The 23,775-nt window shown below is 64.4% G+C and carries 26 protein-coding genes; 13 read left to right on the forward strand and 13 right to left on the reverse strand.

What is annotated here, in order from left to right:
• Positions 1 to 210 precede the first annotated feature (210 nt).
• From rimO to tsaA, 6 genes are all read left to right on the forward strand, one after another.
• Positions 211 to 1,533, forward strand: coding sequence for a 30S ribosomal protein S12 methylthiotransferase RimO (rimO, locus tag HSX14_RS22950; RefSeq protein ID WP_173171805.1), 1,323 nt, complete (start codon positions 211 to 213; stop codon positions 1,531 to 1,533).
• A gap of 184 nt (positions 1,534 to 1,717) precedes the next feature.
• Complete coding sequence (locus HSX14_RS22955; protein ID WP_173171803.1) at positions 1,718 to 2,242, forward strand: hypothetical protein; 525 nt, start codon at positions 1,718 to 1,720, stop codon at positions 2,240 to 2,242.
• 14 nt (positions 2,243 to 2,256) lie between these two features.
• Complete coding sequence (locus HSX14_RS22960; protein WP_173171801.1) at positions 2,257 to 2,886, forward strand: glutathione S-transferase family protein; 630 nt, start codon at positions 2,257 to 2,259, stop codon at positions 2,884 to 2,886.
• Between the two features lie 105 nt (positions 2,887 to 2,991).
• On the forward strand, positions 2,992 to 3,762 hold the full coding sequence (locus tag HSX14_RS22965; RefSeq protein WP_173171799.1) for an SDR family oxidoreductase: 771 nt from the start codon (positions 2,992 to 2,994) through the stop codon (positions 3,760 to 3,762).
• Between the two features lie 92 nt (positions 3,763 to 3,854).
• Complete coding sequence (locus HSX14_RS22970) at positions 3,855 to 4,061, forward strand: hypothetical protein (RefSeq protein ID WP_173171797.1); 207 nt, start codon at positions 3,855 to 3,857, stop codon at positions 4,059 to 4,061.
• Between the two features lie 10 nt (positions 4,062 to 4,071).
• A complete protein-coding gene (gene tsaA / locus HSX14_RS22975) occupies positions 4,072 to 4,767 on the forward strand; it encodes a tRNA (N6-threonylcarbamoyladenosine(37)-N6)-methyltransferase TrmO (protein WP_173171795.1) in 696 nt (231 codons plus the stop codon).
• Between the two features lie 6 nt (positions 4,768 to 4,773).
• Here the strand turns inward: tsaA and HSX14_RS22980 are convergent, their stop codons facing one another.
• A complete protein-coding gene (locus HSX14_RS22980; protein WP_173171793.1) occupies positions 4,774 to 5,076 on the reverse strand; it encodes a putative quinol monooxygenase in 303 nt (100 codons plus the stop codon).
• A gap of 59 nt (positions 5,077 to 5,135) precedes the next feature.
• Here HSX14_RS22980 and HSX14_RS22985 point away from each other — a divergent pair, with 59 nt between their 5' ends.
• On the forward strand, positions 5,136 to 5,549 hold the full coding sequence (locus tag HSX14_RS22985) for a VOC family protein (RefSeq protein WP_173171791.1): 414 nt from the start codon (positions 5,136 to 5,138) through the stop codon (positions 5,547 to 5,549).
• A gap of 99 nt (positions 5,550 to 5,648) precedes the next feature.
• Here HSX14_RS22985 and fpr read toward each other — a convergent pair whose 3' ends face one another.
• Positions 5,649 to 6,428 (reverse strand): ferredoxin-NADP reductase, encoded by a 780-nt coding sequence (fpr, locus tag HSX14_RS22990; protein ID WP_111261748.1) that lies wholly within the window; start codon positions 6,426 to 6,428, stop codon positions 5,649 to 5,651.
• A 123-nt stretch (positions 6,429 to 6,551) separates the two neighbouring features.
• On the opposite strand from fpr, the gene HSX14_RS22995 reads away from it, so the two are divergent.
• Positions 6,552 to 7,478: a LysR family transcriptional regulator gene (locus tag HSX14_RS22995; RefSeq protein ID WP_173171789.1), complete on the forward strand. Its 927-nt coding sequence runs from the start codon at positions 6,552 to 6,554 to the stop codon at positions 7,476 to 7,478.
• Here the strand turns inward: HSX14_RS22995 and HSX14_RS23000 are convergent, their stop codons facing one another.
• On the reverse strand, positions 7,479 to 7,847 hold the full coding sequence (locus HSX14_RS23000; protein ID WP_173171787.1) for a diacylglycerol kinase: 369 nt from the start codon (positions 7,845 to 7,847) through the stop codon (positions 7,479 to 7,481).
• A gap of 73 nt (positions 7,848 to 7,920) precedes the next feature.
• On the reverse strand, positions 7,921 to 8,562 hold the full coding sequence (gene erdR / locus HSX14_RS23005; RefSeq protein WP_173171785.1) for a response regulator transcription factor ErdR: 642 nt from the start codon (positions 8,560 to 8,562) through the stop codon (positions 7,921 to 7,923).
• Positions 8,563 to 8,688: 126 nt separating this feature from the next.
• On the opposite strand from erdR, the gene HSX14_RS23010 reads away from it, so the two are divergent.
• Positions 8,689 to 9,675 (forward strand): DMT family transporter, encoded by a 987-nt coding sequence (locus tag HSX14_RS23010; protein ID WP_373874643.1) that lies wholly within the window; start codon positions 8,689 to 8,691, stop codon positions 9,673 to 9,675.
• On the opposite strand, the gene HSX14_RS23015 is transcribed toward HSX14_RS23010, so the two are convergent.
• From HSX14_RS23015 to HSX14_RS23025, 3 genes are all read right to left on the reverse strand, one after another.
• Positions 9,666 to 10,379: a tRNA-uridine aminocarboxypropyltransferase gene (locus tag HSX14_RS23015; protein WP_173171781.1), complete on the reverse strand. Its 714-nt coding sequence runs from the start codon at positions 10,377 to 10,379 to the stop codon at positions 9,666 to 9,668. The two genes, HSX14_RS23010 and HSX14_RS23015, sit on opposite strands and share 10 nt — an antisense overlap.
• Positions 10,376 to 11,287 carry a carbon-nitrogen hydrolase family protein gene (locus tag HSX14_RS23020; protein ID WP_173171779.1) on the reverse strand — a complete coding sequence of 304 codons (912 nt, stop codon included), beginning with the start codon at positions 11,285 to 11,287 and terminating at the stop codon, positions 10,376 to 10,378. The genes HSX14_RS23015 and HSX14_RS23020 overlap by 4 nt, the downstream gene beginning before the upstream one ends.
• A 93-nt stretch (positions 11,288 to 11,380) precedes the next feature.
• Positions 11,381 to 13,081 carry an OmpP1/FadL family transporter gene (locus HSX14_RS23025; protein ID WP_173171777.1) on the reverse strand — a complete coding sequence of 567 codons (1,701 nt, stop codon included), beginning with the start codon at positions 13,079 to 13,081 and terminating at the stop codon, positions 11,381 to 11,383.
• A 714-nt stretch (positions 13,082 to 13,795) separates the two neighbouring features.
• On the opposite strand from HSX14_RS23025, the gene HSX14_RS23030 reads away from it, so the two are divergent.
• Positions 13,796 to 14,212, forward strand: a complete 417-nt coding sequence (locus HSX14_RS23030; protein WP_173171775.1) for a quorum-sensing-regulated virulence factor family protein — start codon at positions 13,796 to 13,798, stop codon at positions 14,210 to 14,212.
• Positions 14,213 to 14,220: 8 nt separating this feature from the next.
• Here HSX14_RS23030 and HSX14_RS23035 read toward each other — a convergent pair whose 3' ends face one another.
• Complete coding sequence (locus tag HSX14_RS23035; RefSeq protein ID WP_111261756.1) at positions 14,221 to 14,415, reverse strand: hypothetical protein; 195 nt, start codon at positions 14,413 to 14,415, stop codon at positions 14,221 to 14,223.
• Between the two features lie 364 nt (positions 14,416 to 14,779).
• Here HSX14_RS23035 and HSX14_RS23040 point away from each other — a divergent pair, with 364 nt between their 5' ends.
• Complete coding sequence (locus tag HSX14_RS23040) at positions 14,780 to 15,859, forward strand: LOG family protein (RefSeq protein ID WP_173171773.1); 1,080 nt, start codon at positions 14,780 to 14,782, stop codon at positions 15,857 to 15,859.
• A 51-nt stretch (positions 15,860 to 15,910) separates the two neighbouring features.
• Here HSX14_RS23040 and recX read toward each other — a convergent pair whose 3' ends face one another.
• From recX to HSX14_RS23055, 3 genes are all read right to left on the reverse strand, one after another.
• Entirely contained in the window at positions 15,911 to 16,378 is a 468-nt protein-coding gene (recX, locus tag HSX14_RS23045) for a recombination regulator RecX (RefSeq protein WP_173171771.1), read from the reverse strand.
• A gap of 5 nt (positions 16,379 to 16,383) precedes the next feature.
• Positions 16,384 to 17,433, reverse strand: coding sequence for a recombinase RecA (gene recA / locus HSX14_RS23050; protein WP_111261759.1), 1,050 nt, complete (start codon positions 17,431 to 17,433; stop codon positions 16,384 to 16,386).
• 85 nt (positions 17,434 to 17,518) lie between these two features.
• On the reverse strand, positions 17,519 to 18,031 hold the full coding sequence (locus HSX14_RS23055) for a CinA family protein (protein WP_173171769.1): 513 nt from the start codon (positions 18,029 to 18,031) through the stop codon (positions 17,519 to 17,521).
• Between the two features lie 129 nt (positions 18,032 to 18,160).
• Between HSX14_RS23055 and mutS the strand changes: the two genes are divergently transcribed.
• The gene (gene mutS, locus HSX14_RS23060; RefSeq protein WP_173171767.1) at positions 18,161 to 20,740 is read left to right on the forward strand and encodes a DNA mismatch repair protein MutS; all 2,580 of its coding nucleotides are present in this window, start codon (positions 18,161 to 18,163) and stop codon (positions 20,738 to 20,740) included.
• Positions 20,741 to 20,878: 138 nt separating this feature from the next.
• Positions 20,879 to 21,202, forward strand: coding sequence for a ferredoxin FdxA (gene fdxA, locus HSX14_RS23065; RefSeq protein ID WP_111261643.1), 324 nt, complete (start codon positions 20,879 to 20,881; stop codon positions 21,200 to 21,202).
• A gap of 476 nt (positions 21,203 to 21,678) precedes the next feature.
• Here fdxA and rpoS read toward each other — a convergent pair whose 3' ends face one another.
• Positions 21,679 to 22,683: an RNA polymerase sigma factor RpoS gene (gene rpoS / locus HSX14_RS23070; protein WP_173171765.1), complete on the reverse strand. Its 1,005-nt coding sequence runs from the start codon at positions 22,681 to 22,683 to the stop codon at positions 21,679 to 21,681.
• A 103-nt stretch (positions 22,684 to 22,786) separates the two neighbouring features.
• Entirely contained in the window at positions 22,787 to 23,653 is an 867-nt protein-coding gene (locus tag HSX14_RS23075; protein WP_173171763.1) for a peptidoglycan DD-metalloendopeptidase family protein, read from the reverse strand.
• Between the last annotated feature and the right edge of the window lie 122 nt (positions 23,654 to 23,775).

The following is a 23,775-nucleotide window of genomic DNA, read 5'->3' on the forward strand; positions in this document are numbered from 1 at the left end:
TGCTCCGACCCATTCGTCGATGCAAGAGTCGGGCGGTGTCGTCCTGACTGACTATAGAGCCTGCCCCCTACAATTACCGGGTATCACGAGCCTTGACCGGCCTGCGACAGCTTGTCCCAAAGAAGCTGGTCAAGTGCGCGGGCTGCCGCTAGAATTGCGCACTTTTTGATCAGAGGCACCCCGCGAGGTGCCCTTCGAGGTTAGTCGCCAATGTCCACCGCAACGCCCAAAGTCGGTTTCGTATCCCTTGGTTGCCCAAAAGCCACGGTCGACTCCGAACGCATCCTCACCCAGCTGCGCATGGAAGGGTACGAGATCGTCCCGACCTACCAGGATGCCGACGTCGTGGTGGTCAACACCTGCGGCTTCATCGACAGCGCCAAGGCCGAGTCCCTGGACGTGATCGGTGAAGCCATCGCCGAGAACGGCAAGGTCATCGTCACCGGCTGCATGGGCGTGGCCGAGGACAGCATCCGCAACGTGCACCCCAGCGTGCTCGCCGTCACCGGCCCGCAGCAATACGAGCAGGTGGTCAACGCGGTGCACGAGGTGATCCCGCCGAAAGCCGAGCACAACCCGCTGATCGACCTGGTGCCGCCGCAAGGCATCAAGCTGACCCCCCGCCACTACGCGTACCTGAAGATTTCCGAGGGCTGCAACCACACCTGCAGCTTCTGCATCATCCCCTCCATGCGCGGCAAGCTGGTCAGCCGCCCGGTGGGTGATGTGCTGAGCGAGGCCGAGCGCCTGGTCAAGGCCGGCGTGAAGGAGCTGCTGGTGATCTCCCAGGACACCAGCGCCTACGGCGTCGACGTCAAGTACAAGACCGACTTCTGGAACGGCCAGCCGGTGAAGACCCGCATGCTGGAGCTGTGCCAGGCGCTGTCGAGCATGGGCGTGTGGGTGCGCCTGCACTACGTCTACCCGTACCCGAACGTCGACGACGTGATCCCGCTGATGGCCGCCGGCAAGCTGCTGCCCTACCTGGACATCCCCTTCCAGCACGCCAGCCCGAAGGTGCTCAAGGCCATGAAGCGCCCGGCCTTCGAGGACAAGACCCTGGCGCGCATCAAGAAGTGGCGCGAGATCTGCCCCGAGCTGACCATCCGCTCCACCTTCATCGTCGGCTTCCCCGGCGAGACCGAGGAAGACTTCCAGTACCTGCTCGACTGGCTGAGCGAAGCCCAGCTGGATCGCGTCGGCTGCTTCCAGTACTCCCCGGTCGAAGGCGCCCCGGCCAACGACCTGGGCCTGGAGCCGGTGCCGGACGACATCAAGCAGGAGCGCTGGGAGCGCTTCATGGCGCACCAGCAGGCGATCTCCGCCGAGCGCCTGCAGCTGAAGATCGGCAAGGAGATCGAAGTGCTGATCGACGAAGTGGACGAGCAAGGCGCGGTCGGCCGCTCCTTCGCCGATGCCCCGGAGATCGACGGCAGCGTGTTCATCGACAGCACCGACCTGAAGCCGGGCGACAAGGTGATAGTCCGCGTGGTCGATGCCGACGAGTACGACCTCTGGGCCGAGCGCGTCTGAGCCAGCCCATGAGCCATGAAGAAGCCCCGCAGATGCGGGGCTTTTTCATGGGGGGCGGAAAACCGGGCTGAAGACCGGGCGGCGGTGGGATGTGGTTGGCATTGGCTGGCGCCCGCTGTCGGCTCGACCTTGCACCCCGGCGAGACTGGCCTATACAGGAAGCTCTCGACCAAGGAAGACCCACATGCCGAAGATGAACCACCAGGACGCCCACGAGCTGATCGCCACCCTGCGCTACGCCGTCAACGAGTCCTTCGAGAAGAACCAGAAGCTCTCGAACTTCGACCCCGAGGCCCACAACCTGTGCATCGCCCACTGCACCTTCAACAACGCCCCGCCGCTGAACCTGTTCTCCTTCTCGGCCATGAGCTCCTTCAGCAAGACGGCGCTTAACAAGCTGGTGCACGAGTGGGGCGTGGAGTTCGTACCGGACGTGGCGACCCATATCCGCACCTTCGCCTGCGGCGGCATGGGCCAGTTCCACACCGAGCCCCGGCTGATCAACTACATCCATGGGCGCCCGGGCTTCATCGGCCATCTCACCGACGTGACCCTGGTCAGCGAGATCGACTGCTGCGGCACCTGCGTGCCCCACAGCATCAACGCCTTCAAGCAGACCTTCACCGACGTGCAGGTGCACATCATCGAACTGGGCATGAAACCCAGCCTGGGGATCGGCCCGCAATACGGCTACGCCCACCTCTACTGATCGCGAGACCTGCCATGAGCCGCCACGTCACCCTCTTCCACTGCCCGCACACCCGCTCCTCCGGCGTCCTCACGCTGCTGGAGGAGCTGGGCGCCGATTACGAGCTGCACCTGATGAACATGCACAAGGGCGAGCAGCGACAGCCCGCCTACCTGGCGATCAACCCGATGGGCAAGGTGCCGGCCCTCCGCCATGGGGAAACCATCATCACCGAGCAGGTCGCGGTCTACCTGTATCTCGCCGACCTGTATGCCGATGCCGGGCTCACGCCGGCGGTGGACAGCCCGCAGCGCGGCACCTTCCTGCGCTGGATGGTGTTCTCCGGCACCTGCTTCGAACCGGCGGTGGTGGACCACGCGCTGCAACGCGCGCCGGTGGAGCCCTCCCGCTCGCCCTACGGCGACTTCGCCACTGTGCTCGATACCCTGGCCGAGCACCTGCAAGGGCGGACCTGGATGCTAGGGGACAGCTACAGCGTCGCCGACGTGCTCTGGGGCACCGCGCTGAACTGGACCATGGCCTTCGGCCTGATCCCCGAGCGGCCGGTGTTCCGCGCCTACGTCGAGCGCTTCCTCGCGCGCCCCGCGGTGCAACGGGCCAGGGCCAAGGACGTCGCGCTCGCCGAGAGCCAGAAGGCGGAATGAGGCGAAACGGCGGAATGCCGGCGCATTCCGCCCCTCGATAATGCCGCCGCGCGAAGCGGCGCCAGGCTAGGGTATCGACCTCACCCGATCAGCGACGAGGTTTCCATGCATCACTACTTCAGCCTCCAGGGCCGCACCGCCCTGGTGACCGGCGGCACACGCGGCATCGGCAGGATGATCGCCCAGGGCTTCCTCGAAGCCGGCGCCCGCGTGTTCATCTGTGCCCGCAACGCCGAGGCCTGCGCCGAGACCGCAGCAGAGCTTTCCGCCTACGGCGAGTGCATCGGCCTGGCCGCCGACCTCTCCAGCGAGGAAGGCGCCAAGGCCCTGGCCAGCGAGCTGGCCGGGCGCATCGAGCACCTCGACATCCTGGTCAACAACGCCGGCACCACCTGGGGCGCCCCCCTGGAAAGCTACCCGGTCAAGGGCTGGGAAAAGGTCATGCAGCTCAACGTCACCTCGGTGTTCAGCTGCATCCAGCAACTGCTGCCGTTGCTGCGCAAGGCCGGCAGCGCGCAGAGCCCGGCGCGGGTGATCAACATCGGCTCGGTGGCCGGCATCAGCTCCCTGGGCGAACAGGCCTACGCCTACGGCCCGAGCAAGGCGGCGCTGCACCAGCTCTCGCGCATGCTGGCCAAGGAGCTGGTGGCCGACCATATCAACGTCAACGTGATCGCCCCCGGCCGCTTCCCCAGCAAGATGACCCAGTTCATCGCCAACGACAGCGAGGCCCTGGCTGCCGACGTCGCGCACATCCCCATGAAGCGCTGGGGCCGCGAGGAGGAGATGTCGGCCCTGGCCCTGAGCCTGGCCAGCACCGCCGGCGCCTACATGACCGGCAACATCATCCCCATCGACGGCGGCTTCCACCTCTGACGACACTGCGCAGGCCGCCGGGCAACGGCGGCTTGCGCAAGGCGCCACCGGGGCGCTAGGGTAGCCGCGCCACCGCCCCGGATACCCGCACCATGCGCCTGTTCACCCTGCTCCTTTCGCTCGCCCTCGTCGCCCCGGCCTTCGCCGCGCCGGCGCCGTTCTACCTCTGGCAGAGCAAGCAGGATGGCCGCTACAGCTGCGCCCAGGTGCAACCTGGCGAAGGCTGGCTGCGCCATAGCGGGCCCTATCGCGACGCCGGTTGCCGGGTCCCCCTCGACGCTCCGATCCGCAGCCGCTGAGCCCATCGCCATGCCGCATTCCGTCTCGCCCGTGGGCATCGTTCGCTCCTGCTTCAAGGAAAAATTCGCCATCCCCCGCCAGCCGCACCTGGCGCCCGCCGCGCGTGGCGTGCTGGAACTGCTGCCGCCCTTCGACAGTGGCGATGCCGTGCAGGGGCTGGAGGAGGTCAGCCACGTCTGGCTGCTGTTCCTCTTCCACCAGGCGCTGGAAGACAAGCCGCGCCTGAAGGTGCGCCCGCCCAGGTTGGGCGGCAACCGCTCCCTGGGGGTGTTCGCCACGCGCTCGACCCACCGGCCCAACGGCATCGGCCAGTCGGTGGTGAAGCTGGACAAGGTCGAGGCCAATCGCCTCTGGCTCTCGGGCATCGACCTGCTGGACGGCACCCCGGTCCTGGACATCAAGCCCTATGTCCCCTACGTCGACCGCCAGGACGGCGCGACCAACCGCATCGCCGAGGCGGCGCCGGAGCCGATACCGGTGGAGTGGGTGGAGGGTGCGCTGGTGCTGGCCCGCGAACACGCCCTGCGCCTGGACGAGCCGCTGGTGGAGCTGATCGAGCAGTGCCTGGCCCAGGACCCGCGCCCGGCCTACCAGCAGCCGGAGCCTGGACGCCGCTATGGCGCGCGTCTCTGGGACCTGGACGTGCGCTGGCACTACCCGCGCCCGGGGCTGATCCGCGTGCTGGAAATCAGCCCTTCGGACTGAACGCCTCTAACGGGCCGCGTTGAGCGCCAGCACATCCGCCTCGATGACGTCCTGCTGGATGATCAGCGGGTTCACCAGCGGGCGGCTGGCTAGAAAGTGCGGTGTCTCCATATGCGCGTCGAAGGCCGCCTCGTCGGTGTAGACCTCGTAAAGCCATATCAGGTCCGGGTCGCTGCGATCCCGCACTACATCGAACACCAGGCAGCCTGGTTCGTCGCGCACGGAGGCGGCGGCGTTGACGCGCATGGCATCCATGAAGGCATCGAGGCTGCCGGGCTTGAGCTGGGTCTTGAGCAGAAGACAATACACGTTGGATTCCTTTTGTTTTATATTTCAAGGAAATTGTATACAAAAAAGGAATCCTGCTCATGCCTGTCCGTCCGAGCCGCCTCAATGGTCTTCGCCACCTGGCGATCGTGGTACCCAACCTCGAGGAGTGCGAGCGCTTCTACGTGGACATCCTGGGGATGCAGGTGCTCAACCGTGCCAACGAAGACCTGGTCTACCTCACCTGCGGCAACGACAACCTTTCCCTGGGCCGCTCCGACGTGCCCAGAAGCGGCGTGCAGGCGGTGGACCACTACGGCTTCGTGGTGGACAGCCTGGAGGAGCTGCGCGCCTGGTACGACTACCTCAAGGCCAGCGGCGTGACCCTGCTCGACCGCCCCTTCGCCCATGGCGACGGCGCCCACAGCTTCCACGTGCTGGACCCGGCGGGTAACAAGATCCAGCCGATCTACCACCCGGCGATCTCCGGACAGCGCTTCGGCTCGCCGCTCTGACCGTATTCGGTGGGTCCCCGCGTTCGCGAGGATGACGACCGGATCGCCGAAACGAAAAAGCCCGCCAATCGGCGGGCTTTCTCATGAAGCTGGCAGCGCTTACTTCTCGACGAATGCACGCTCGATCAGGTAGTCGCCGGGCTCGCGCATGCGCGGGGAGATCTTCAGGCCGAAGCTGTCGAGGACCTGGCTGGTCTCGTCGAGCATGCTCGGGCTGCCGCAGATCATCGCGCGGTCGTCCTGCGGGTTGATCGGCGGCAGGCCGATGTCGGTGAACAGCTTGCCGCTGCGCATCAGGTCGGTCAGGCGGCCCTGGTTCTCGAAGGGCTCGCGAGTGACGGTGGGGTAGTAGATCAGCTTGTCACGCAGTGCTTCGCCGAAGAACTCGTTCTGCGGCAGGTGCTCGGTGATGAACTCGCGGTAGGCGACTTCGTTCACGTAGCGCACGCCGTGGACTAGGATCACCTTCTCGAAGCGCTCGTAGGTCTCCGGGTCCTGGATCACGCTCATGAAGGGCGCGAGGCCGGTGCCGGTGCTCAGCAGGTACAGGTGCTTGCCGGGGTTGAGGTCGTCGAGCACCAGCGTGCCGGTGGGCTTCTTGCTGATGATGATCTCGTCACCTTCCTTCAGGTGCTGCAGCTGGGAGGTCAGCGGGCCGTCCGGCACCTTGATGCTGAAGAACTCCAGGTGCTCTTCCCAGTTGGGGCTGGCGATGGAATACGCACGCATGAGCGGGCGGCCGTTGGGCTGCTGCAGGCCGATCATGACGAACTGGCCGTTCTCGAAGCGCAGGCCCGGGTCGCGGGTGCACTTGAAGCTGAACAGCGTATCGTTCCAGTGGTGAACGCTGAGGACGCGCTCGGAGTTCATGTTGCTCATTTACGGGGGCTCCGAAAATTTGGATGTCGCCAGCGCCTCGGGGCGCAATTGCGCGACATTGTATTGATAGCCACAATATCTGTTAACTGGATTATCAAGATATAGGTTATCGGTTATATCGATATGCGATTCACACTCCGTCAACTCCAGGTATTCGTCAGCGTCGCCCAGCAGGGCAGCGTCTCCCGTGCCGCCGAATCGCTGTCGTTGTCGCAGTCGGCGGCGAGCACCTCGCTGACCGAGCTGGAGCGGCAATCCGGCTGCCAGCTGTTCGATCGCGTCGGCAAGCGCCTCAGCCTCAACGCCCTGGGCCACCAGTTGCTGCCCCAGGCCGTGGGGCTGCTGGACCAAGCCCGGGAGATCGAGGCGCTGCTCAACGGCAAGAGCGGCTTCGGCTCCCTCGCGGTCGGCGCCACGCTCACGGTGGGCAATTACCTGGCGACGCTGCTGATCGGCAGCTTCATGCAACGCCACCCGGAGTGCCAGGTGAGGCTGCATGTGCAGAACACGATGAATATCGTCCAGCAGATCGCCCACTACGAACTTGATCTGGGTCTAATCGAAGGCGATTGCCAGCATCCGGATATCGAGGTCCTGCCTTGGGTGGAGGACGAACTCGTGGTGTTCTGCGCCCCCGGCCATCGCCTGGCCGAGAGCGGCCAGGCCTCGCTGGAGGAACTCAGCCGCGAGGCCTGGATTCTCCGCGAGCAGGGCTCCGGCACGCGCCTGACCTTCGACCAGGCCATGCGTCACCACCCCACCCCGCTGAACATCCGCCTGGAGCTGGAGCACACCGAAGCGATCAAGCGTGCGGTGGAGTCGGGGCTGGGCATCAGCTGCATCTCGCGGCTGGCGCTGCGCGACGCCTTCCGCCGGGGCAGCCTGGTGCCGCTGGAGACGCCGGGGATCGACCTGCGCCGGCAGTTCTACTTCATCTGGCACCGGCAGAAGTACCAGACCGCGGCGATGCGTGAATTCCTCGACCAGTGCCGCGAACTGACGGCGGGCGTGCAACGCAGCGACCAGATCGTGCTGCCATCGATCGCCTGATCAGCCCAGGAGGATGGTGGCCCAGACTGCGGTGATCAGGCTCAGGGCGACGAACTGAGCGGCGCTGCCCATGTCCTTGGCGTTCTTCGACAGTGGGTGGCGATCCAGGGAGATGCGGTCGATGGCCGCCTCCACCGCCGAGTTGAGCAGTTCGACGATCAGCGCCAGCAGGCACGCGGCGATCATCAGCGCACGCTCGCCACGGCTGACGTCGAGGAAGAAGGTGATGGGGATCAGTACGACGTTGAGCAGCACCAGCTGGCGGAACGCGGCTTCACCGGTGAAGGCGGCGCGCATGCCGTCCAGGGAATAGCCGGCGGCATTGAGAATACGCTTGAGGCCGGTCTGGCCCTTGAATGGCGATGACATAGAGGCGGGACTGCTTGGTAAGGAGGCCGCAGGCTAACCCGCGACGAATCAAAATTGCGTGAAAACCGCCGGCTCAGGCCGAGGGAATCGATTCCATCTGTTGCAACAGCAATGCGGCCTGGGTGCGGGTGCGCACGCCGAGCTTGCGGAAGATCGCGGTGACGTGGGCCTTGACGGTCGCCTCGGACACGCTGAGCTCGAAGGCGATCTGCTTGTTCAGCAAGCCCTCGCAGACCATGGTCAATACGCGGAACTGCTGCGGGGTCAGGCTGGCGAGGCCGGCGCTGGCCGCCTTGGCCTCGGCGGAAACGGCAACGCTTTCCTCCACCTGCGGCGGCCACCAGGCATCCCCATCGAGCACCGCGCTCTGGATCACTTCCAGGGGGCTGGACTTGGGGATGAAACCGCTGGCGCCGAATTCGCGGGAGCGGACCACCACGGCCGCCTCTTCCTGGGCGGAAATCATCACCACGGGAATCTGCGGGTACTGCCCTCGCAACAGCACCAGGCCGGAGAAACCGTAGGCGCCGGGCATGTTCAGGTCGAGCAGGACGAGGTCCCAGTCGGCCTTTTCAGCCAGGCGCGATTCGAGTTCGGCGATGCTGGCCACCTCGACCAGCCGCACATCCGGGCCGAGACCGAGGGTCAGGGCCTGGTGCAAGGCACTGCGGAACAACGGGTGATCATCGGCGATGAGGATTTCGTATGCGGCCATGGGCGAGTCCTTTTTCTTGTGGGCCCAGAGATGCTGCCGATCCTGTCGGAAACACCCGGCACGGGGGAGGTGCCGCCTCTGCCAAGCCCTGAATGCTTACGGGTTGGCCGTAAAGCGGCGCCCAGCATGCCGACCCGCAACGGGGTGGTCAAGCAGGCATCTTTACGGCAAAGTCTGCGCCTTTGCCCGTCGAGAATCACCATGCGAAGCCATGCCCTGCGCGCCGATATCCTGATGCTGATCACCGCCGCCATCTGGGGTGCCGCATTCGTCGCCCAACGGCTGGGCATGGATGCCGTCGGGCCCTTCCTCTATACAGGCCTGCGCTTCACCCTCGGCGCCCTGGTGCTGCTGCCACTGCTGTTCCTTCTGCCACGCACGGCACCGAAAGCGCCACTGAACCGGGGCATGCTGCTGGGCGGCGTGCTCATGGGCCTGGCCCTGTCGCTGGGCATCAACCTGCAGCAGGTCGGCCTGCTGTTCACCAGCGTGACCAACTCGGGCTTCATCACCGGGCTGTACGTGATCATCGTGCCGCTGCTCGGGCTGCTGCTGGGGCATCGCACCGGCACGGGTACCTGGCTGGGCGCCGCAATGGCGGTGGCCGGAATGTTCCTGCTCAGCGTCGGTGACGGCTTCCAGGTCGCCTCGGGAGACTGGCTGCAACTGGCCGGCGCCTTCGTCTGGGGCGTGCATGTACTGCTGGTGGGCTTCTTCGCCAGCCGCTACGACCCGATCCGCCTGGCCATCCTGCAGTTCATCACCTGCGCGGTGATCAGCATGGTGCTGGCGCTGTTGCTGGAGGAGATCCGCCTCGACGCCATCCTCACCGCCGGCCCGGCGATCCTCTACGGCGGCGTCATTGCCGTGGCCATCGGCTACACCCTGCAGGTGGTGGCACAGAAACACGCGATCGCCTCCCACGCGGCGATCATCCTCTCCCTGGAGGCGGTTTTCGCCGCCATCGCCGGCGCCCTGCTGCTGGACGAGTCGCTGCATGCCCGTGGCTACCTGGGCTGCGGGCTGATGTTCGTCGGCATGCTGGTGGCGCAGCTCTGGCCGCAACCGAAGGTCGCGGCCGAGGGCGCGGAGGCTGCGCCCGCTCAGAGATAGGGCACGAGCGCCTGGTGCGCAGGGCTGGCGAGGTCCAGCGGCAAGGCGCGCTTGGCGCCGATGTAGTGCTCGGTGAAGACATCCAGGTAGGCATTGAGCGCCCCCGCGGCGCGCTCGTCGCCGGCCAGCTCCAGGCACAGCGCGGCCACTTCCGCGGTGCACAGGTGCTCGTCGCGGTTGGAGCGGCGCAGGCGGTAGCGGGAGATCTGCTCCGGCTGCAGGCTTAGCACCGGGAAGCGATCCAGGTAGGGACTCTTGCGGAACATCTTGCGGGCTTCGTTCCAGGTGGCGTCGAGCAGGATGAACAGCGGGCGCTTGCCGTCCTCCACCTGCACATCACTGACCACTCGCGACTGCGGCTCGACGTACTCCCCGGGGAATACCAGGTACGGCTGCCATTGCGGGTCGTCGAGCAAGGCGATGATCGCCGGGTCGACTTCGGTGCGCGACCAGCTGAAGGCACTGGTGTCAGCCACGGTGTCGGCGATCAGCCAGCCGGTGTTGCTGGGTTTCATCGGCTCCGAGTAGTACATGAACAGGCACATGCCGGAGCGGGCCTCCACCTGTGGGCGCAGGGTGCAGAAACAGTAGGGGGCGATCACCCGGCAACCCGGGCAGCGTGGCGAGCGGGCACCACGGGCGACGAAGGGGCGGGTACTGCGCGCCAGCAGCTCGGCGCGCAGGCGGGAAACGGCGTGACTCATCGGATAGCGGTCCAGGACAACTGATAGAGATCGCGACGCCGGTCCTGGCCGTTACGCACGGCGCCCGCCTCGCGCAGTTGCGCGAGGCGGGCGAGATCCAGGTCGGCGATCGCGAAGGATTCGATATTGGCATCCGCCTGGGCCAGTACGGCATCAGGCGGGAATGGCAGGTCGGCCGGGCTGAAGATCGCCGACTGGCTGTACTGGGTGTCGACGTTGTCTACCCCGCGCAACAGGCCAACGCCGCCGGCGATGGCGACGTAGCACTCGTTCTCCACCGCCCGCGCCTGGGCACAGAGGCGCACACGCAGGTAGCCGTGGCGGGTGTCGGTCCAGAACGGCACGAGGAGTATCTCCAGCCCCTGCTCGCGCAGCAGCCGCGGCAGCTCGGGGAATTCCACGTCGTAGCAGACGAGGATGCCGACGCGGCCCACGTCGCTGTCGAACACCCGCAGGCTGTTGCCACCTTCGAGACCCCAGACCTCACGCTCGTTGGGGGTGATGTGCAGCTTGGGCTGGCGGTCCTGGCTGCCATCGCGGTGGCACAGCCAGCTCATGTTGAGCATGCGCCCGCCCTCCTCCAGCGGCAGGCTGCCCGGGCAGAGGTTGACCCGGTAGCGCTGGGCCAGGCGCGAGAATGCGGCCAGTAGCGGCTCGGTGTACTCGGCGAGCTTGCGCATCTGCGCCGGGCCCTGGGCGAAGCGCGCGCCCTTGAGCAGGTTGACGTGGAAGAACTCGGGGAACACCGCCAGCTCGACGCCATAGCCGGCGAGGGTCGCCACCGTGTGTTCCAGGGCCTCCAGCAGGGCCGGCAGCTCGCTGCTCTGGCCGAGCGCCCACTGCACGGTGGCGACACGCACGGGGCGACGTTGCTGGGCGAGCGGCAGGACGGTTTCCGGGCCTGGCATGGCGGGCTCCTGAAGGTCGGGGGAATGCCGCGCAGTTTACCTGCGCCTCCACGGAAAAGGGCGGCCGCAGCCGCCCTTCCGTCACCCCTAGCCTCAGAAGGTGTGGTTGAGCGCCAGGCCGATGAAGTGGATCTGGGTCTTGTACTCGCCCTTGTAGTTGCCGCCGTTGCCGGTGCAGCGCACGCCGCTGTCGACATACAGGCCGCCGCTGCCGGGCACCCAGCCGGCCGGGGAGCAGTTGTCGGTGTAGTCCATCTTGCCGGTGTCGAACTGCACGAAGCTGTAGGCGAGGTCCACCGAGGTGTCCTTGAACAGCTTGTAGTTGGCGCCGAAGGACAGCCAGTAGCGATCCGCGTCGGGGAAGCCCGGGTGGCGGGTGGTGGAGCCGCTGACCGGGCTCTTGTCGTAGGCAACACCGGTGCGCAGCAGCAGGTCGTCGCTGTACTGGTAATTCATCCCCAGGGAGATCTTGTAGGTGTCGTTCCAGTCCTGCTTGACGCTGAGGTCGCCCTCGGTGACGCCGTTGAAGTAGGGGTAACCGGCAACCTGGTCGAGCCCCACGCCGATGGTGCCCAGGCGCGAGTGGCGGGTCCAGGTCACGTCGGCCATCAGCGCGACCTTGTCGTTGAGCTGGTGGAAGGCGTTGATGGACAGCGACTCGGGGGTGTCGATCGAGGTGCTGGCGTTGGAGTTGGGGTGCAAGCGGGTGGCGGCGAAGTCGCCGGGGTTGATCCAGTTGGCAGGATCGAGCACCTGCTCCAGCGCGTCCTGCGGCGGCAGCGTGATGATCCCGAGGTCGATCCCGCCGCTCAGGTCGGTCGTCGGAGAAGGCACGGCCCCCTGGACACCGGCGAAGCTCCACTTCGACTCACCTTCCAGGGTGTGCTTGATGTGGGAACGGTAGGAGATGCCGAAGCGGGTGAATTCGGTCGGCTCCCACAGGTACCCGATGTTCCAGCCGAAGCCCCAGTCATCGCCCTTGGCGCGGAAATAGCCGTCGCCCTGGACGTTGTCGGCGAAGTTGGAGGCCACGCAATCCACGAAGGAGTCGCCTGTCTGCCCGTCGCAGCTACTGATTTCGGTGGGCACGTTGACGCCATAGAGCAGCGGGATCGCGAACTGCCCGAGAGGGGACGCGGCCAGTTCGGTGACATCCTGGTTGGCGGCGACGAACTGCCCGGCCAACTGCCGTGAAGCCCCCTTCACATCGGCCGCGCCACGCTGGATCGACTTGATGTACTGGGCCGAGACACCGAAGCCGATGCTGTGATGCTCGTTGAAGCGGTAGGCGATGCTGGGGTTGAAGTTGACCGTCTCCAGGCTCGCCGACTGGATGCCGTAGCGGCCGCTCCAGTCCTCTTCGTAATCCAGCTTGGCGCCATAGGGCACGAAGATTCCCAGCCCGACCGTGACCTGGTCGTTGATCTGCTTGGAGAAGTAGAAGTTCGGCGCCGCGGCGGCGTCCGGCAGGTAGGAACCGGCATCGCCATCACCCGTGCCGGTGGGGTTGCCGAACACGTCGGTCGAGCCCTTGTCCTCGTATTCGCCCTTGGGGAGCAGGATGCTCAGCCCGCTGGTCATCTGGGTGCCCTTGAGGCGGGCGAGCCCGGCAGGGTTGTAGAAGATCACCGAGGGATCGGCGGCTTCCGCGCCATTGGCATGGGCAGTGCCCTGGGCAGAGACGGATTGCGAACCGAAGTGATACCCGGACGCCAGGACCGGGGGGGTGAATGTAAGCACCAGACTGCCGCCGCAGAACGCGGTGAGCCAGCCGGCAGGACGAGTTATTGTCATTGTTCTCGACTCCCAACTTTTTTGACGGAGCCTCTCGGCACCGTTGAAGCAGCTTTCCTCTTTGGCCGGCACGCAAGTGTTTCCGGGGTTTTGGCAGGCCAACCTCACTGGGACGCCGGGGACGTCCGCTTTTTTGTGACAGTCCGTGTTTTCCACGCTATCCCCGACCTTTAGTCGTGGTGACCCGCCAGGTCGCGCGGTGCGGTAACACCCCGGGGCGGAGTCTCCAAAAGGCCGGCCGAAATTGCCGTTTCGCTTATCCGGCAAGGCGTTAAGCGGTACGCCCAGCCAAAGCGGCTGGGCGATCCAGCGAGCGTTGGCAGGCGTGTTACCGATCGTCCCGCCGGCCGGGACTCGCTCCTCGCAGCGGGCTCGCGGCGGCTATCATTTCGCCGCTACGCGCGATAGCACAAAGAATCGGGAAAGGAGCGCGTTGGCTGGCCAGTCGCCATCCGCCCCTGAAGGGACAGACCGGCCAGGCGGCAATTGATTCAAGCGATGGATTTCGCGGCGATCGCCACAAGGGTTGGATGCACACCGCTACATGAGGAGGAAACCAGGCGAGGCGGGGTCTGCGGGGGCGGATCGATTGCCTCTTGATCTGCCAGCCGCGCTTGTTCAGGATGCGCCGACGATAACGCCGGACGATTTCAGGTCGCCGCTGAACACCGGCGCCGACCTCGGGTCAAAGGCTGCCAACCGTTGGAGATTTTCATGTCACGCCCCCTCGCAATCGCCCTCGTACTCGCCCTGCCCTTCACTGTCCAGGCTGCCTCGCTGAAGGACTTCGAGCTGACCAAAATGCTGGAAAAAGTGGCCGAGGAAAGCAGCGTCGGGACGCCGCGCGCGATCAACGAGGACATCCTGGACCAGGGTTACACCGTCTCGGGGGCAGAACTCGTGAACCACCTCAGCGTGCGCGAGGCCCACGCGGCGCAGATGCGCGCCAATCCGGACTCCATGCGCGCACAACTGGCCAACAGCGTGTGCCGCAACAACGGCTATCGCCAGTTGCTGGCACGCGGCGCAGCACTGCGCTACGAGTTCAGCGAGTACAAGACCAATCGCCCGATCAGCAACGAGCGCTTCACCGCTTCCGATTGCGGCCTGAGCACCGCACCGGCCAAGTAGCCCGGCGCTCAGTCTTCGGCGGCGCGTCGTTGCTCGTCATCGGCGCGCAGCTCCGCCAGCAATGCTTCCATATAGCGCGAGCGCCGCAGGCCGCCGTCCAGGCGTCGCTGGCATTCCTCCTCCAGACTGAGGCCATTGGTGTAGGCGGCCTGTTGCAACATGCGATACAGCTCGAGGTCGATCTCCAGACTCAACTTGGGCATGCCTGCCCCTCCCTCCGTACATCCCTAGACGGCCCGGACCGACCCGCTGGCCCGAACCTCCCTTGTCCTCGGCTTGCCGATACCTGCAGGTTAGGCGAGGCACGGCACATCTCCACCGCTGCAAAGGGCGGCGCCGACAGATTCCGACAAGCGCGACCGATAGCCGCGGCGAAACAATTGCGCTCCTATGCTTCTGGTATCGACGGACGCCCGCTGGCAAACGCCCGGGGGCTGAAGCAAGCTGTATTCGAGCGCTCGCAGGGCGCGCGGATGCGCCTGTGACGTCGATGACGCTCGACGCGATTCGCCCACCGGCAATGGTGGCTCGAGGGTCGCGATGCAGTTGATGAGCAAGGAGAACGCTATGCCTTACGAACCGGACGACTACCTGTCGAGACACTTCCAGACCAGCGGGATCGACCTCAACCAGAAGGTCGACGAACAGGTCAACCTCACGGTCCCGGGCGACAGCCGCAACCTCGCGCTGTACCGGGAAATGGTGATCACCGTGGTGCGCATGGCCCAGGCCGACCGCAACCGCTGGGACGCCAAGATCATGCTGCAGACGCTCCGCGAGATGGAGCACGCCTTCAGCGTCCTCGAACAGTTCAAGCGGCGCCGCAAGGTCACTGTGTTCGGCTCGGCACGTACGCCGGTCGAACATCCCATCTACGACCTTGCGCGCCAACTGGGCAGGGAACTGGCCAAGCTCGACCTGATGGTGATCACCGGGGCCGGCGGCGGCATCATGGCCGCCGCACACGAAGGTGCGGGGTTGGAGAACAGCCTGGGACTCAACATCACGCTCCCCTTCGAACAGCACGCCAACGCCACTGTGGACGGTACGGATAACCTGCTGTCGTTCCACTTCTTCTTCGTGCGCAAGCTGTTCTTCGTCAAGGAGGCGGATGCCCTGGTGCTTTGCCCGGGCGGCTTCGGCACCCTCGACGAGGCCCTGGAAGTGATGACCCTGGTTCAGACCGGCAAGAGCCCGCTGGTGCCGATCGTACTGCTCGATGAGCCGAACGGCAGCTACTGGAAGGAGGCGCTGGATTTCCTCCATCGCCAACTGGAGCAGAACCGCTACATCCTGCCCACCGACATGAAGCTGATGCGGCTGGTCCACAGCGCCGAAGAGGCTGCCGATGAAATTGCGCGCTTCTACGGCAACTACCACTCCAGCCGCTGGCTAAAGGGCGGCTTCCTGATCCGCATGAATCACGGCCTGACCGAAACTGCCCTGGCGGAAATCCGAGAAACCTTCGCTGACCTGTGCCTGCAAGGCAGCTTCGAGCAAAGGCCCCATTGCGAGTCGGAGAAGGACGAACCGGAGTTCTGCGATCTCATCCGCCTGGCGTTCACCTTCAACGGACGCGACCATGGACGCCTGCGCGAACTGATCGACTTCATCAACGAACCGCAGCACTGGGCAACGCACGCCTGAGCACCCACCCGACGGCCATGCGCGAACGCGCATGGCCCGAGTGGCGGGCAATCAGTCGTCGAGGGATGCGCCGCGCAGCAGGCGGCTGATCATGTCCATGGAATAACCACGGTAGGCGAGATAGCGGCCCTGCTTGGCACGCTCACGAGCATCGGCAGGTCGTTCGCCGCCGAACTTGCGCAACCAGACGTCACGCAGATGACTGCCCCAATCGACATCCGCCTCGCGCAGGGCGGCCTCGATTCCATCCCTGGCCAGGCCCCGCTGAGCGAGATCTTCACGAATGCGCTGCGGTCCATAGCCTGCACGGGCACGGCTGGCCACGAAGCTTTCCAGGTAACGGGACTCATCGAGCAGGCCCTCGTCCGCAAGGCGGTCGAGGGCGCTGTCGATCAGTTCGGGAAGAGCACCCCGTTGACGCAGCTTGCGCGTCAACTCGACCCGCCCATGTTCTCGTCGCGCCAGGAGGTCCATGGCGGCCCGCCGCACAGCGGCGGGGCTATCGAGCACGATGGGCACGGGGTTTAGAAGTCGGCTTCGGTTTCGGCGACTTCGCTGGTGGCAGCGGACTCGCCCTTGATGGCATCACGATTGAGCAACTGCTCGCGGATCAGCTTCTCGATGGCCTTGCCTACTTCAGGGTTGTCTTCCAGGTACTTGGCGGAATTGGCCTTGCCCTGGCCGATCTTGTTGCCCTGGTAGCTGTACCAGGCACCGGACTTCTCCAAGATGCCCTGCTGCACGCCGAGGTCGATGATCTCGCCGTTGCGGTAGATGCCCTTGCCATAAAGAATCTGGAACTCGGCCTGACGGAACGGCGGAGCGACCTTGTTCTTCACGACCTTGACGCGGGTCTCGCTGCCCACCACTTCCTCGCCCTCTTTCACCGCGCCGATACGACGGATGTCGAGGCGGACGGAGGCGTAGAACTTCAGCGCGTTACCACCGGTGGTGGTTTCCGGGCTGCCGAACATCACGCCGATCTTCATGCGGATCTGGTTGATGAAGATGACCAGGCAGTTGGCGTTCTTGATGTTGCCGGTGATCTTGCGCAGCGCCTGGGACATCAGGCGGGCCTGCAGGCCGACGTGGGAATCACCCATCTCGCCTTCGATCTCGGCCTTGGGCACCAGGGCGGCCACGGAGTCGACGATGATCACGTCGACGGCATTGGAACGCACCAGCATGTCGGTGATCTCCAGTGCCTGCTCGCCGGTATCCGGCTGGGAAACCAGCAGGTCATCGACATTCACGCCCAGTTTGCCGGCGTAGTCGGGGTCCAGCGCGTGCTCGGCGTCGACGAATGCGCAAGTGGCACCCGCCTTCTGGGCTTCAGCGATCACGGACAGGGTCATGGTGGTCTTACCCGAGGATTCCGGACCGTAGATTTCCACGATACGGCCCTTGGGCAGGCCACCGATGCCGAGCGCGATATCCAGGCCGAGGGAGCCGGTGGAGATGGCTGGAATAGCCTGGCGATCGTGATCGCCCATGCGCATTACGGCGCCCTTGCCGAACTGTTTCTCGATCTGGCCCAGAGCAGCCGCCAAAGCACGCTTCTTGTTCTCGTCCATTGAAGTCCTCGCTAATCAAGAGGGCCTGACGGCCACCAACAACTGTATAAGTAGCCAGTATTATTCCATAGGGCAAGTCGCGCGCCTACCCCTCGGACGCTTTTTCTCCTGCAGCTAGTCGGATCACCCCATCCAGGGCCTTGGCCACCGTCTGCTGGCGGACCGACTGGCGATCACCCTCGAACTGGCAGCGGCACGACTGGATGGAGCCACCATCGGCCCAGGCCAGCCAGACGGTGCCGACCGGTTTCTCCAGCGAACCGCCATCCGGCCCAGCGACGCCGCTGACCGCCACCGCGAAACGCGCACCGCTGGCCGCCTGGGCGCCCTGGGCCATGGCTTCGACGACTTCGCGACTGACCGCGCCGACGCGACCGAACAGCTCCTGCGCAACCCCCAGCTGGCGGGACTTCTGGGCATTGGAATAGGTGATGTAGCCCGCCTCGAACCAGGCCGAGCTCCCGGGGATACGGGTGATCGCTTCGGCAATGCCCCCCCCCGTGCAGGATTCGGCGGTGGTCACCTGGGCATCGACGAGGCGTAGTAGCTCACCGAGGCGCGCGGCCAGTTCGGTCAGTCGTGAATCGATATCGGACATGTGCACTCCGGGGTTAAAGCGGGCAAGCGGGATACCGTACACTAGCGACTTTTGCGCGCAAGGCCGGGCATCTTCGCCCTCCTGCCGAACGTCCTTGCCGCCCCACTTTCAAGACAGATGCGCTGACCGATGGCCAAAGATACCCAGGACCTCTCCGACCACACCCCGATGATGCAGCAGTACTGGCGGCTGAAGAACCAGCACCCGGACCAGCTGATGTTCTATCGCATGGGTGACTTCTACGAGATCTTCTACGAAGACGCCAAGAAGGCCGCCAAGCTCCTCGACATCACCCTCACCGCACGCGGCCAATCGGCTGGCAAGGCGATCCCTATGGCAGGCATTCCCTTCCATTCGGTGGAGGGCTACCTGGCCAAGCTGGTGAAGCTCGGCGAGTCGGTGGTCATCTGCGAGCAGATCGGCGATCCGGCCACCAGCAAGGGCCCCGTGGAGCGCCAGGTGGTGCGCATCATCACCCCCGGTACCATCAGCGATGAGGCGCTGCTGGATGAGCGGCGCGACAACCTGATCGGTGCGGTACTCGGTGATGAGCGCCTGTTCGGGCTGGCGGTGCTGGACATCACCAGCGGACGCTTCAGCGTGCAGGAGATCAAGGGCTGGGAGAACCTGCTGGCCGAACTCGAGCGCATGAACCCCGCTGAGCTGCTGATCCCCGACGACTGGCCGCAGGGCCTGCCGGCCGAGAAGCGCCGTGGCGTACGTCGCCGCGCGCCCTGGGACTTCGACCGTGACTCGGCCCGCAAGAGCCTGTGCCAGCAGTTCGGCGTACAGGATCTCAAGGGCTTCGGTTGCGAGAACCTGACGCTGGCCATCGGAGCTGCCGGCTGCCTGCTCGGCTATGCCAAGGAAACCCAACGCACCGCTCTGCCGCACCTGCGCAGCCTGCGCCATGATCGTCTCGACGACACGGTGATCCTGGACGGTGCCAGCCGCCGAAACCTGGAACTGGACATCAACCTCGCAGGCGGACGCGACAACACGCTGCAATCGGTAGTCGACCGCTGCCAGACCGCCATGGGCAGCCGCCTGCTGAGCCGCTGGCTGAACCGCCCGCTGCGTGATCGCGCCGTATTGGAAGCACGCCAGGACTCCATCAGTTGCCTGCTGGAGCGCTACCGCTTCGAAGGCCTGCAGCCACAGTTGAAGGAAATCGGCGACGTAGAGCGCATTCTCGCCCGCATCGGCCTGCGCAACGCCCGTCCCCGCGACCTGGCCCGTCTGCGCGACGCCCTGGCGGCACTGCCCGAGCTGCAGAGCGCCATGACCGACCTGGAGGCGCCGCATCTGGGAACCCTGGCCACCAGCATCCGCACCTATCCGGAGCTGGCGGACCTGCTGGCCCGCGCCATTATCGAGACACCGCCTGCGGTGATCCGTGACGGTGGTGTGATCAAGACCGGCTACGACGCCGAACTGGACGAGCTGCAGGCGCTCAGCGAAAACGCCGGCCAGTACCTGATGGACCTCGAAACACGCGAGAAGGCACGCACCGGCCTGCCCAACCTCAAGGTCGGCTACAACCGTATCCACGGCTACTACATCGAACTGCCCCGGGTGCAAGCCGAGCAGGCGCCCGCCGACTACATCCGCCGCCAGACCCTCAAGGGCGCAGAGCGCTTCATCACTCCCGAGCTCAAGGCATTCGAGGACAAGGCCCTCTCCGCGAAGAGCCGCGCCCTGGCCCGCGAGAAGATGCTCTATGAGGACCTGCTGGAACAACTGATCGAGCAACTGGCGCCCCTGCAGGACACTGCGGCCGCCCTGGCCGAACTGGACGTACTGAGCAACCTCGCCGAGCGCGCCCTGAACCTGGACCTGAACCGCCCCCGCTTCGTCGAAGAACCCTGCATGCGCATCGTGCAAGGTCGCCACCCGGTGGTGGAGCAGGTGCTGGAAACCCCGTTCGTGGCCAACGACCTGTCTCTGGACGATGCCACCCGCATGCTGATCATCACCGGTCCGAACATGGGCGGTAAATCGACCTACATGCGCCAGACAGCCCTAATCGTCCTGCTGGCGCACATCGGCAGCTTCGTGCCAGCGGCCAGTTGCGAACTGTCGCCCGTGGACCGCATCTTCACCCGTATCGGCTCCAGCGACGATCTGGCCGGCGGCCGCTCCACCTTCATGGTGGAGATGAGCGAAACCGCCAACATCCTGCATAACGCGACCGACAGCAGCCTGGTGCTGATGGACGAAGTGGGCCGTGGCACCAGTACCTTCGACGGCCTGTCGCTGGCGTGGGCTGCAGCTGAGCACCTGGCACGCCTACGCGCCTATACGCTGTTCGCCACTCACTACTTCGAGCTCACCGTGCTGCCGGAAAGCGAGCCGGTGGTGGCCAACGTGCACCTCAATGCCACCGAGCACAACGAGCGCATCGTCTTCCTGCATCATGTCCTGCCCGGCCCGGCGAGCCAGAGCTACGGCCTCGCAGTGGCACAACTGGCCGGCGTCCCGGCAGACGTGATCCTCCGTGCACGCGAGCATCTGGCGCGACTGGAAACCACCAGCCTGCCCCATGAAGCACCGAAAGCCGCACCCGGCCAGCCGGCACCGCCCATGCAGAGCGACATGTTCGCAAGCCTGCCGCACCCGGTGCTCGACGAGCTGGCGAAGTTGCAACCGGACGACCTGACCCCACGCCGCGCGCTGGAGTTGTTATATACATTCAAGGCTCGAATCTAACGCCATCGCGCACAAGCTGTTAGAATCCCGCGCGCTCTGGACGAGCTCCGGCCGCCAGCCTGAGTCGGGGACGCCATCCAGAGCCGGGAAACCTCTATAGCCAGGGTTTCCGAGCCGCCGCTGAGGAGAGAACTAGAAATGACCTTCGTCGTCACCGACAACTGCATCAAATGCAAATACACCGACTGTGTGGAAGTCTGTCCGGTGGACTGCTTCTACGAAGGCCCGAACTTCCTGGTCATTCACCCGGACGAGTGCATCGACTGCGCACTCTGCGAACCCGAGTGTCCGGCCCAAGCCATCTTCTCGGAAGATGAAGTGCCGGAAGACATGCAGGAGTTCATCGAACTCAACCGCGATCTGGCGGAAGTCTGGCCGAACATCACCGAAAAGAAAGAAGCTCTGGCAGATGCCGAAGAGTGGGATGGCGTGAAAGGCAAGCTCCCCCAACTGGAGCGCTGATCGCGTATCAAGCAAAAGGCCCGCAATCGCGGGCCTTTGTTTTTTGCGGACAAAAAAAGGGGCGGTTGCCCGCCCACTCTTTTGTCCCTATCCCTTCAATTCCCTTTCATCATCCTGATGAGCCACATCCAGTGACGTTCCTGACCGATTTCCGTATAGGCCCGCAACATTCCGTGTTGCATGGGGCTGATGATAGCGATCCCCAGCCTGCCAACAAGGGCACCTACCGGAGCGGGTCCTGGTGAACTCAATCAGCAATTAAAATAAAAACCTTAAAAATCAATAATATAAAAAATCAGCTCACGCACTTTGGCCCTGATTTCCACTCACTTTTGACCTTTAACGCTTACAGCAAATGTAAGCAAATACTTACATGATCCTTTTTTCAACAAAGATGTAGCGCTTCGATTTTCCGGCTTAAGAAGTTCCATAACGAAGAAACCCGGCCTTAGCCGGGTTTCCCTTAACGACCTCCCTTACTGAAACAGCGCGTCGCTCGACAGGCCGTTCTTCTCCAGGATTTCCCGAAGCCGTTTCAAGGCCTCCACCTGGATCTGCCGCACCCGCTCCCGGGTCAGGCCTATTTCCTGGCCGACTTCCTCGAGCGTGCAGCTTTCATGGCCACGCAGACCGAAGCGACGCACCACCACTTCACGCTGTTTGTCCGTCAGCTCCGACAACCACTGATCGATGCTCTGCGACAGATCGTCGTCCTGCAGCAACTCACAGGGATCGGTCGGACGGTCGTCGGTGAGCGTATCGAGCAGCGTCTTGTCCGAATCCGGACCCAGGGAAACGTCCACCGAAGTGACCCGCTCGTTCAAGCCGAGCATCCGCTTCACCTCGTCCACCGGCTTTTCGAGCAGGTTGGCGATTTCTTCCGCAGAGGGCTCGTGGTCGAGTTTGTGGGTCAGCTCCCGCGCAGCGCGCAGATAGACGTTGAGTTCCTTGACGACGTGGATCGGCAGCCGGATTGTCCGGGTCTGATTCATGATCGCGCGTTCGATGGTCTGGCGGATCCACCAGGTAGCGTAGGTGGAGAAGCGGAAACCCCGCTCCGGGTCGAACTTTTCGACCGCCCTGATCAACCCGAGGTTGCCTTCTTCGATCAGGTCCAGCAGGGAGAGCCCCCGGTTTACGTAACGACGGGCGATCTTGACCACCAGTCGCAGGTTGCTCTCGATCATGCGTTTGCGCCCGGCAGGATCACCTCGCTGCGCCAGGCGCGCGAAATGTACTTCTTCTTCCGGAGTCAGGAGGGGGGAAAAGCCGATTTCGTTGAGGTATAGCTGGGTCGCGTCGAGGGCGCGGGTGTAGTCGATGTACTTGTGCTGTTTGAGTGAGCTTGACTGCTTGGACCTGCTGCTCGGGGCAGGTGCGTCCTGCTCCTCGGACAGCGAATCGTCCATGCCGACGCCCGGCTCCAAAAGGAGCAATTCGTCGTCGACGTCAAACTCCGGCGCTTCTTTATTGAGTGCCATTGTTGTTGTCCCTTGCTGAGTTCGACAACAAGCTCTGACGACGCCATTTCCCTGGCTACGCCTGAGCCCGTCCATCCCACGAGGGTGACGGGCTGACGTCGGATCAACGACGGGGCAGATATTGCAGGGGATCTACAGGCTTACCTTGGCGGCGAATTTCAAAGTGAAGCTTCACCCGGTCAGTACCCGTTGAGCCCATCTCTGCAATGGTCTGTCCGACCTTGACCTGCTGTCCTTCCCGTACCAGCAACCTGCGGTTGTGGCCGTAGGCGCTTACGTAGGTATCGCTGTGTTTGATGATTACCAATTCGCCGTAGCCCCGTAATCCACTTCCGGCGTATACAACCGAACCATCCGACGCAGCTAAAACAGGCTGGCCTAATTCACCTGCTATATCAATCCCTTTATTCAAACTACCGTTTGAGGAAAAACGACCGATCATCGCGCCGTTCGCAGGCCACGCCCAGCCAGTCGCAGAGCGGGTTACAGGCAGGGTCGGAGTGGTTGCCGGCGTGGTCGCGACAGGGGGTTGGGCCGGAGTGACGGGCTTGGTCGGCTGGCCTTGCACCGGTTGGCTGGTGGACGGTTGCCTGCTCGGCGGCGCGGTGACGACCGGAGCGGTAGCGACGGTACGCACCGGTGCGGAATTGGACTGGCCATCGAAACGGATGGTCTGCCCCGGACGGATCACATAGGGCGCGGGAATATTGTTTCGCGCAGCCAGGGCTTTCCAGTCCCAGCCGAAGCGGAAAGCGATGGAGTAAAGAGTGTCACCGCGCTGTACGCGGTATTGGCCAGTGCTCACCGGTTGACGTTGCTGGGTGCTCACGGCGCGGCCGTTGCGATCGACCACCTGGACACCACCGGGCGGTGAGCTCGCGCAGCCCGCCAGCAACAAGCCAACGGCCACGACGGACAGCAGTCCATGCGCGCTTCCCATGCTGATCCTCTGCCGAATGGCCAGGCTCATTCCTGTCCCCTTTCCCAATGCCCCAAGGTCGTGCGTATTGTGCCGATTATATCGTTCAGGACCAGTTACCCATTGCTCATCTCGGGTTGGCCGCCAGGGCACGAGGCCGTGGCAACGTATCG

Source organism: Pseudomonas tohonis (assembly GCF_012767755.2).
Taxonomy (GTDB): domain Bacteria; phylum Pseudomonadota; class Gammaproteobacteria; order Pseudomonadales; family Pseudomonadaceae; genus Metapseudomonas; species Metapseudomonas tohonis.

What these genes read in the sequence shown, in the direction of transcription:
- rimO (WP_173171805.1), top strand. Translation starts at nt 211, where the DNA reads ATGTCCACCGCAACGCCCAAAGTCGGTTTCGTATCCCTTGGTTGCCCA.
- HSX14_RS22955 (WP_173171803.1), top strand. Translation starts at nt 1,718, where the DNA reads ATGCCGAAGATGAACCACCAGGACGCCCACGAGCTGATCGCCACCCTG.
- HSX14_RS22960 (WP_173171801.1), top strand. Translation starts at nt 2,257, where the DNA reads ATGAGCCGCCACGTCACCCTCTTCCACTGCCCGCACACCCGCTCCTCC.
- HSX14_RS22965 (WP_173171799.1), top strand. Translation starts at nt 2,992, where the DNA reads ATGCATCACTACTTCAGCCTCCAGGGCCGCACCGCCCTGGTGACCGGC.
- HSX14_RS22970 (WP_173171797.1), top strand. Translation starts at nt 3,855, where the DNA reads ATGCGCCTGTTCACCCTGCTCCTTTCGCTCGCCCTCGTCGCCCCGGCC.
- tsaA (WP_173171795.1), top strand. Translation starts at nt 4,072, where the DNA reads ATGCCGCATTCCGTCTCGCCCGTGGGCATCGTTCGCTCCTGCTTCAAG.
- HSX14_RS22985 (WP_173171791.1), top strand. Translation starts at nt 5,136, where the DNA reads ATGCCTGTCCGTCCGAGCCGCCTCAATGGTCTTCGCCACCTGGCGATC.
- fpr (WP_111261748.1), bottom strand. Translation starts at nt 6,428, where the DNA reads ATGAGCAACATGAACTCCGAGCGCGTCCTCAGCGTTCACCACTGGAAC.
- HSX14_RS22995 (WP_173171789.1), top strand. Translation starts at nt 6,552, where the DNA reads ATGCGATTCACACTCCGTCAACTCCAGGTATTCGTCAGCGTCGCCCAG.
- HSX14_RS23000 (WP_173171787.1), bottom strand. Translation starts at nt 7,847, where the DNA reads ATGTCATCGCCATTCAAGGGCCAGACCGGCCTCAAGCGTATTCTCAAT.
- erdR (WP_173171785.1), bottom strand. Translation starts at nt 8,562, where the DNA reads ATGGCCGCATACGAAATCCTCATCGCCGATGATCACCCGTTGTTCCGC.
- HSX14_RS23010 (WP_373874643.1), top strand. Translation starts at nt 8,689, where the DNA reads ATGCCGACCCGCAACGGGGTGGTCAAGCAGGCATCTTTACGGCAAAGT.
- HSX14_RS23015 (WP_173171781.1), bottom strand. Translation starts at nt 10,379, where the DNA reads ATGAGTCACGCCGTTTCCCGCCTGCGCGCCGAGCTGCTGGCGCGCAGT.
- HSX14_RS23020 (WP_173171779.1), bottom strand. Translation starts at nt 11,287, where the DNA reads ATGCCAGGCCCGGAAACCGTCCTGCCGCTCGCCCAGCAACGTCGCCCC.
- HSX14_RS23025 (WP_173171777.1), bottom strand. Translation starts at nt 13,081, where the DNA reads ATGACAATAACTCGTCCTGCCGGCTGGCTCACCGCGTTCTGCGGCGGC.
- HSX14_RS23030 (WP_173171775.1), top strand. Translation starts at nt 13,796, where the DNA reads ATGTCACGCCCCCTCGCAATCGCCCTCGTACTCGCCCTGCCCTTCACT.
- HSX14_RS23035 (WP_111261756.1), bottom strand. Translation starts at nt 14,415, where the DNA reads ATGCCCAAGTTGAGTCTGGAGATCGACCTCGAGCTGTATCGCATGTTG.
- HSX14_RS23040 (WP_173171773.1), top strand. Translation starts at nt 14,780, where the DNA reads ATGCCTTACGAACCGGACGACTACCTGTCGAGACACTTCCAGACCAGC.
- recA (WP_111261759.1), bottom strand. Translation starts at nt 17,433, where the DNA reads ATGGACGAGAACAAGAAGCGTGCTTTGGCGGCTGCTCTGGGCCAGATC.
- HSX14_RS23055 (WP_173171769.1), bottom strand. Translation starts at nt 18,031, where the DNA reads ATGTCCGATATCGATTCACGACTGACCGAACTGGCCGCGCGCCTCGGT.
- mutS (WP_173171767.1), top strand. Translation starts at nt 18,161, where the DNA reads ATGGCCAAAGATACCCAGGACCTCTCCGACCACACCCCGATGATGCAG.
- fdxA (WP_111261643.1), top strand. Translation starts at nt 20,879, where the DNA reads ATGACCTTCGTCGTCACCGACAACTGCATCAAATGCAAATACACCGAC.
- rpoS (WP_173171765.1), bottom strand. Translation starts at nt 22,683, where the DNA reads ATGGCACTCAATAAAGAAGCGCCGGAGTTTGACGTCGACGACGAATTG.
- HSX14_RS23075 (WP_173171763.1), bottom strand. Translation starts at nt 23,653, where the DNA reads ATGAGCCTGGCCATTCGGCAGAGGATCAGCATGGGAAGCGCGCATGGA.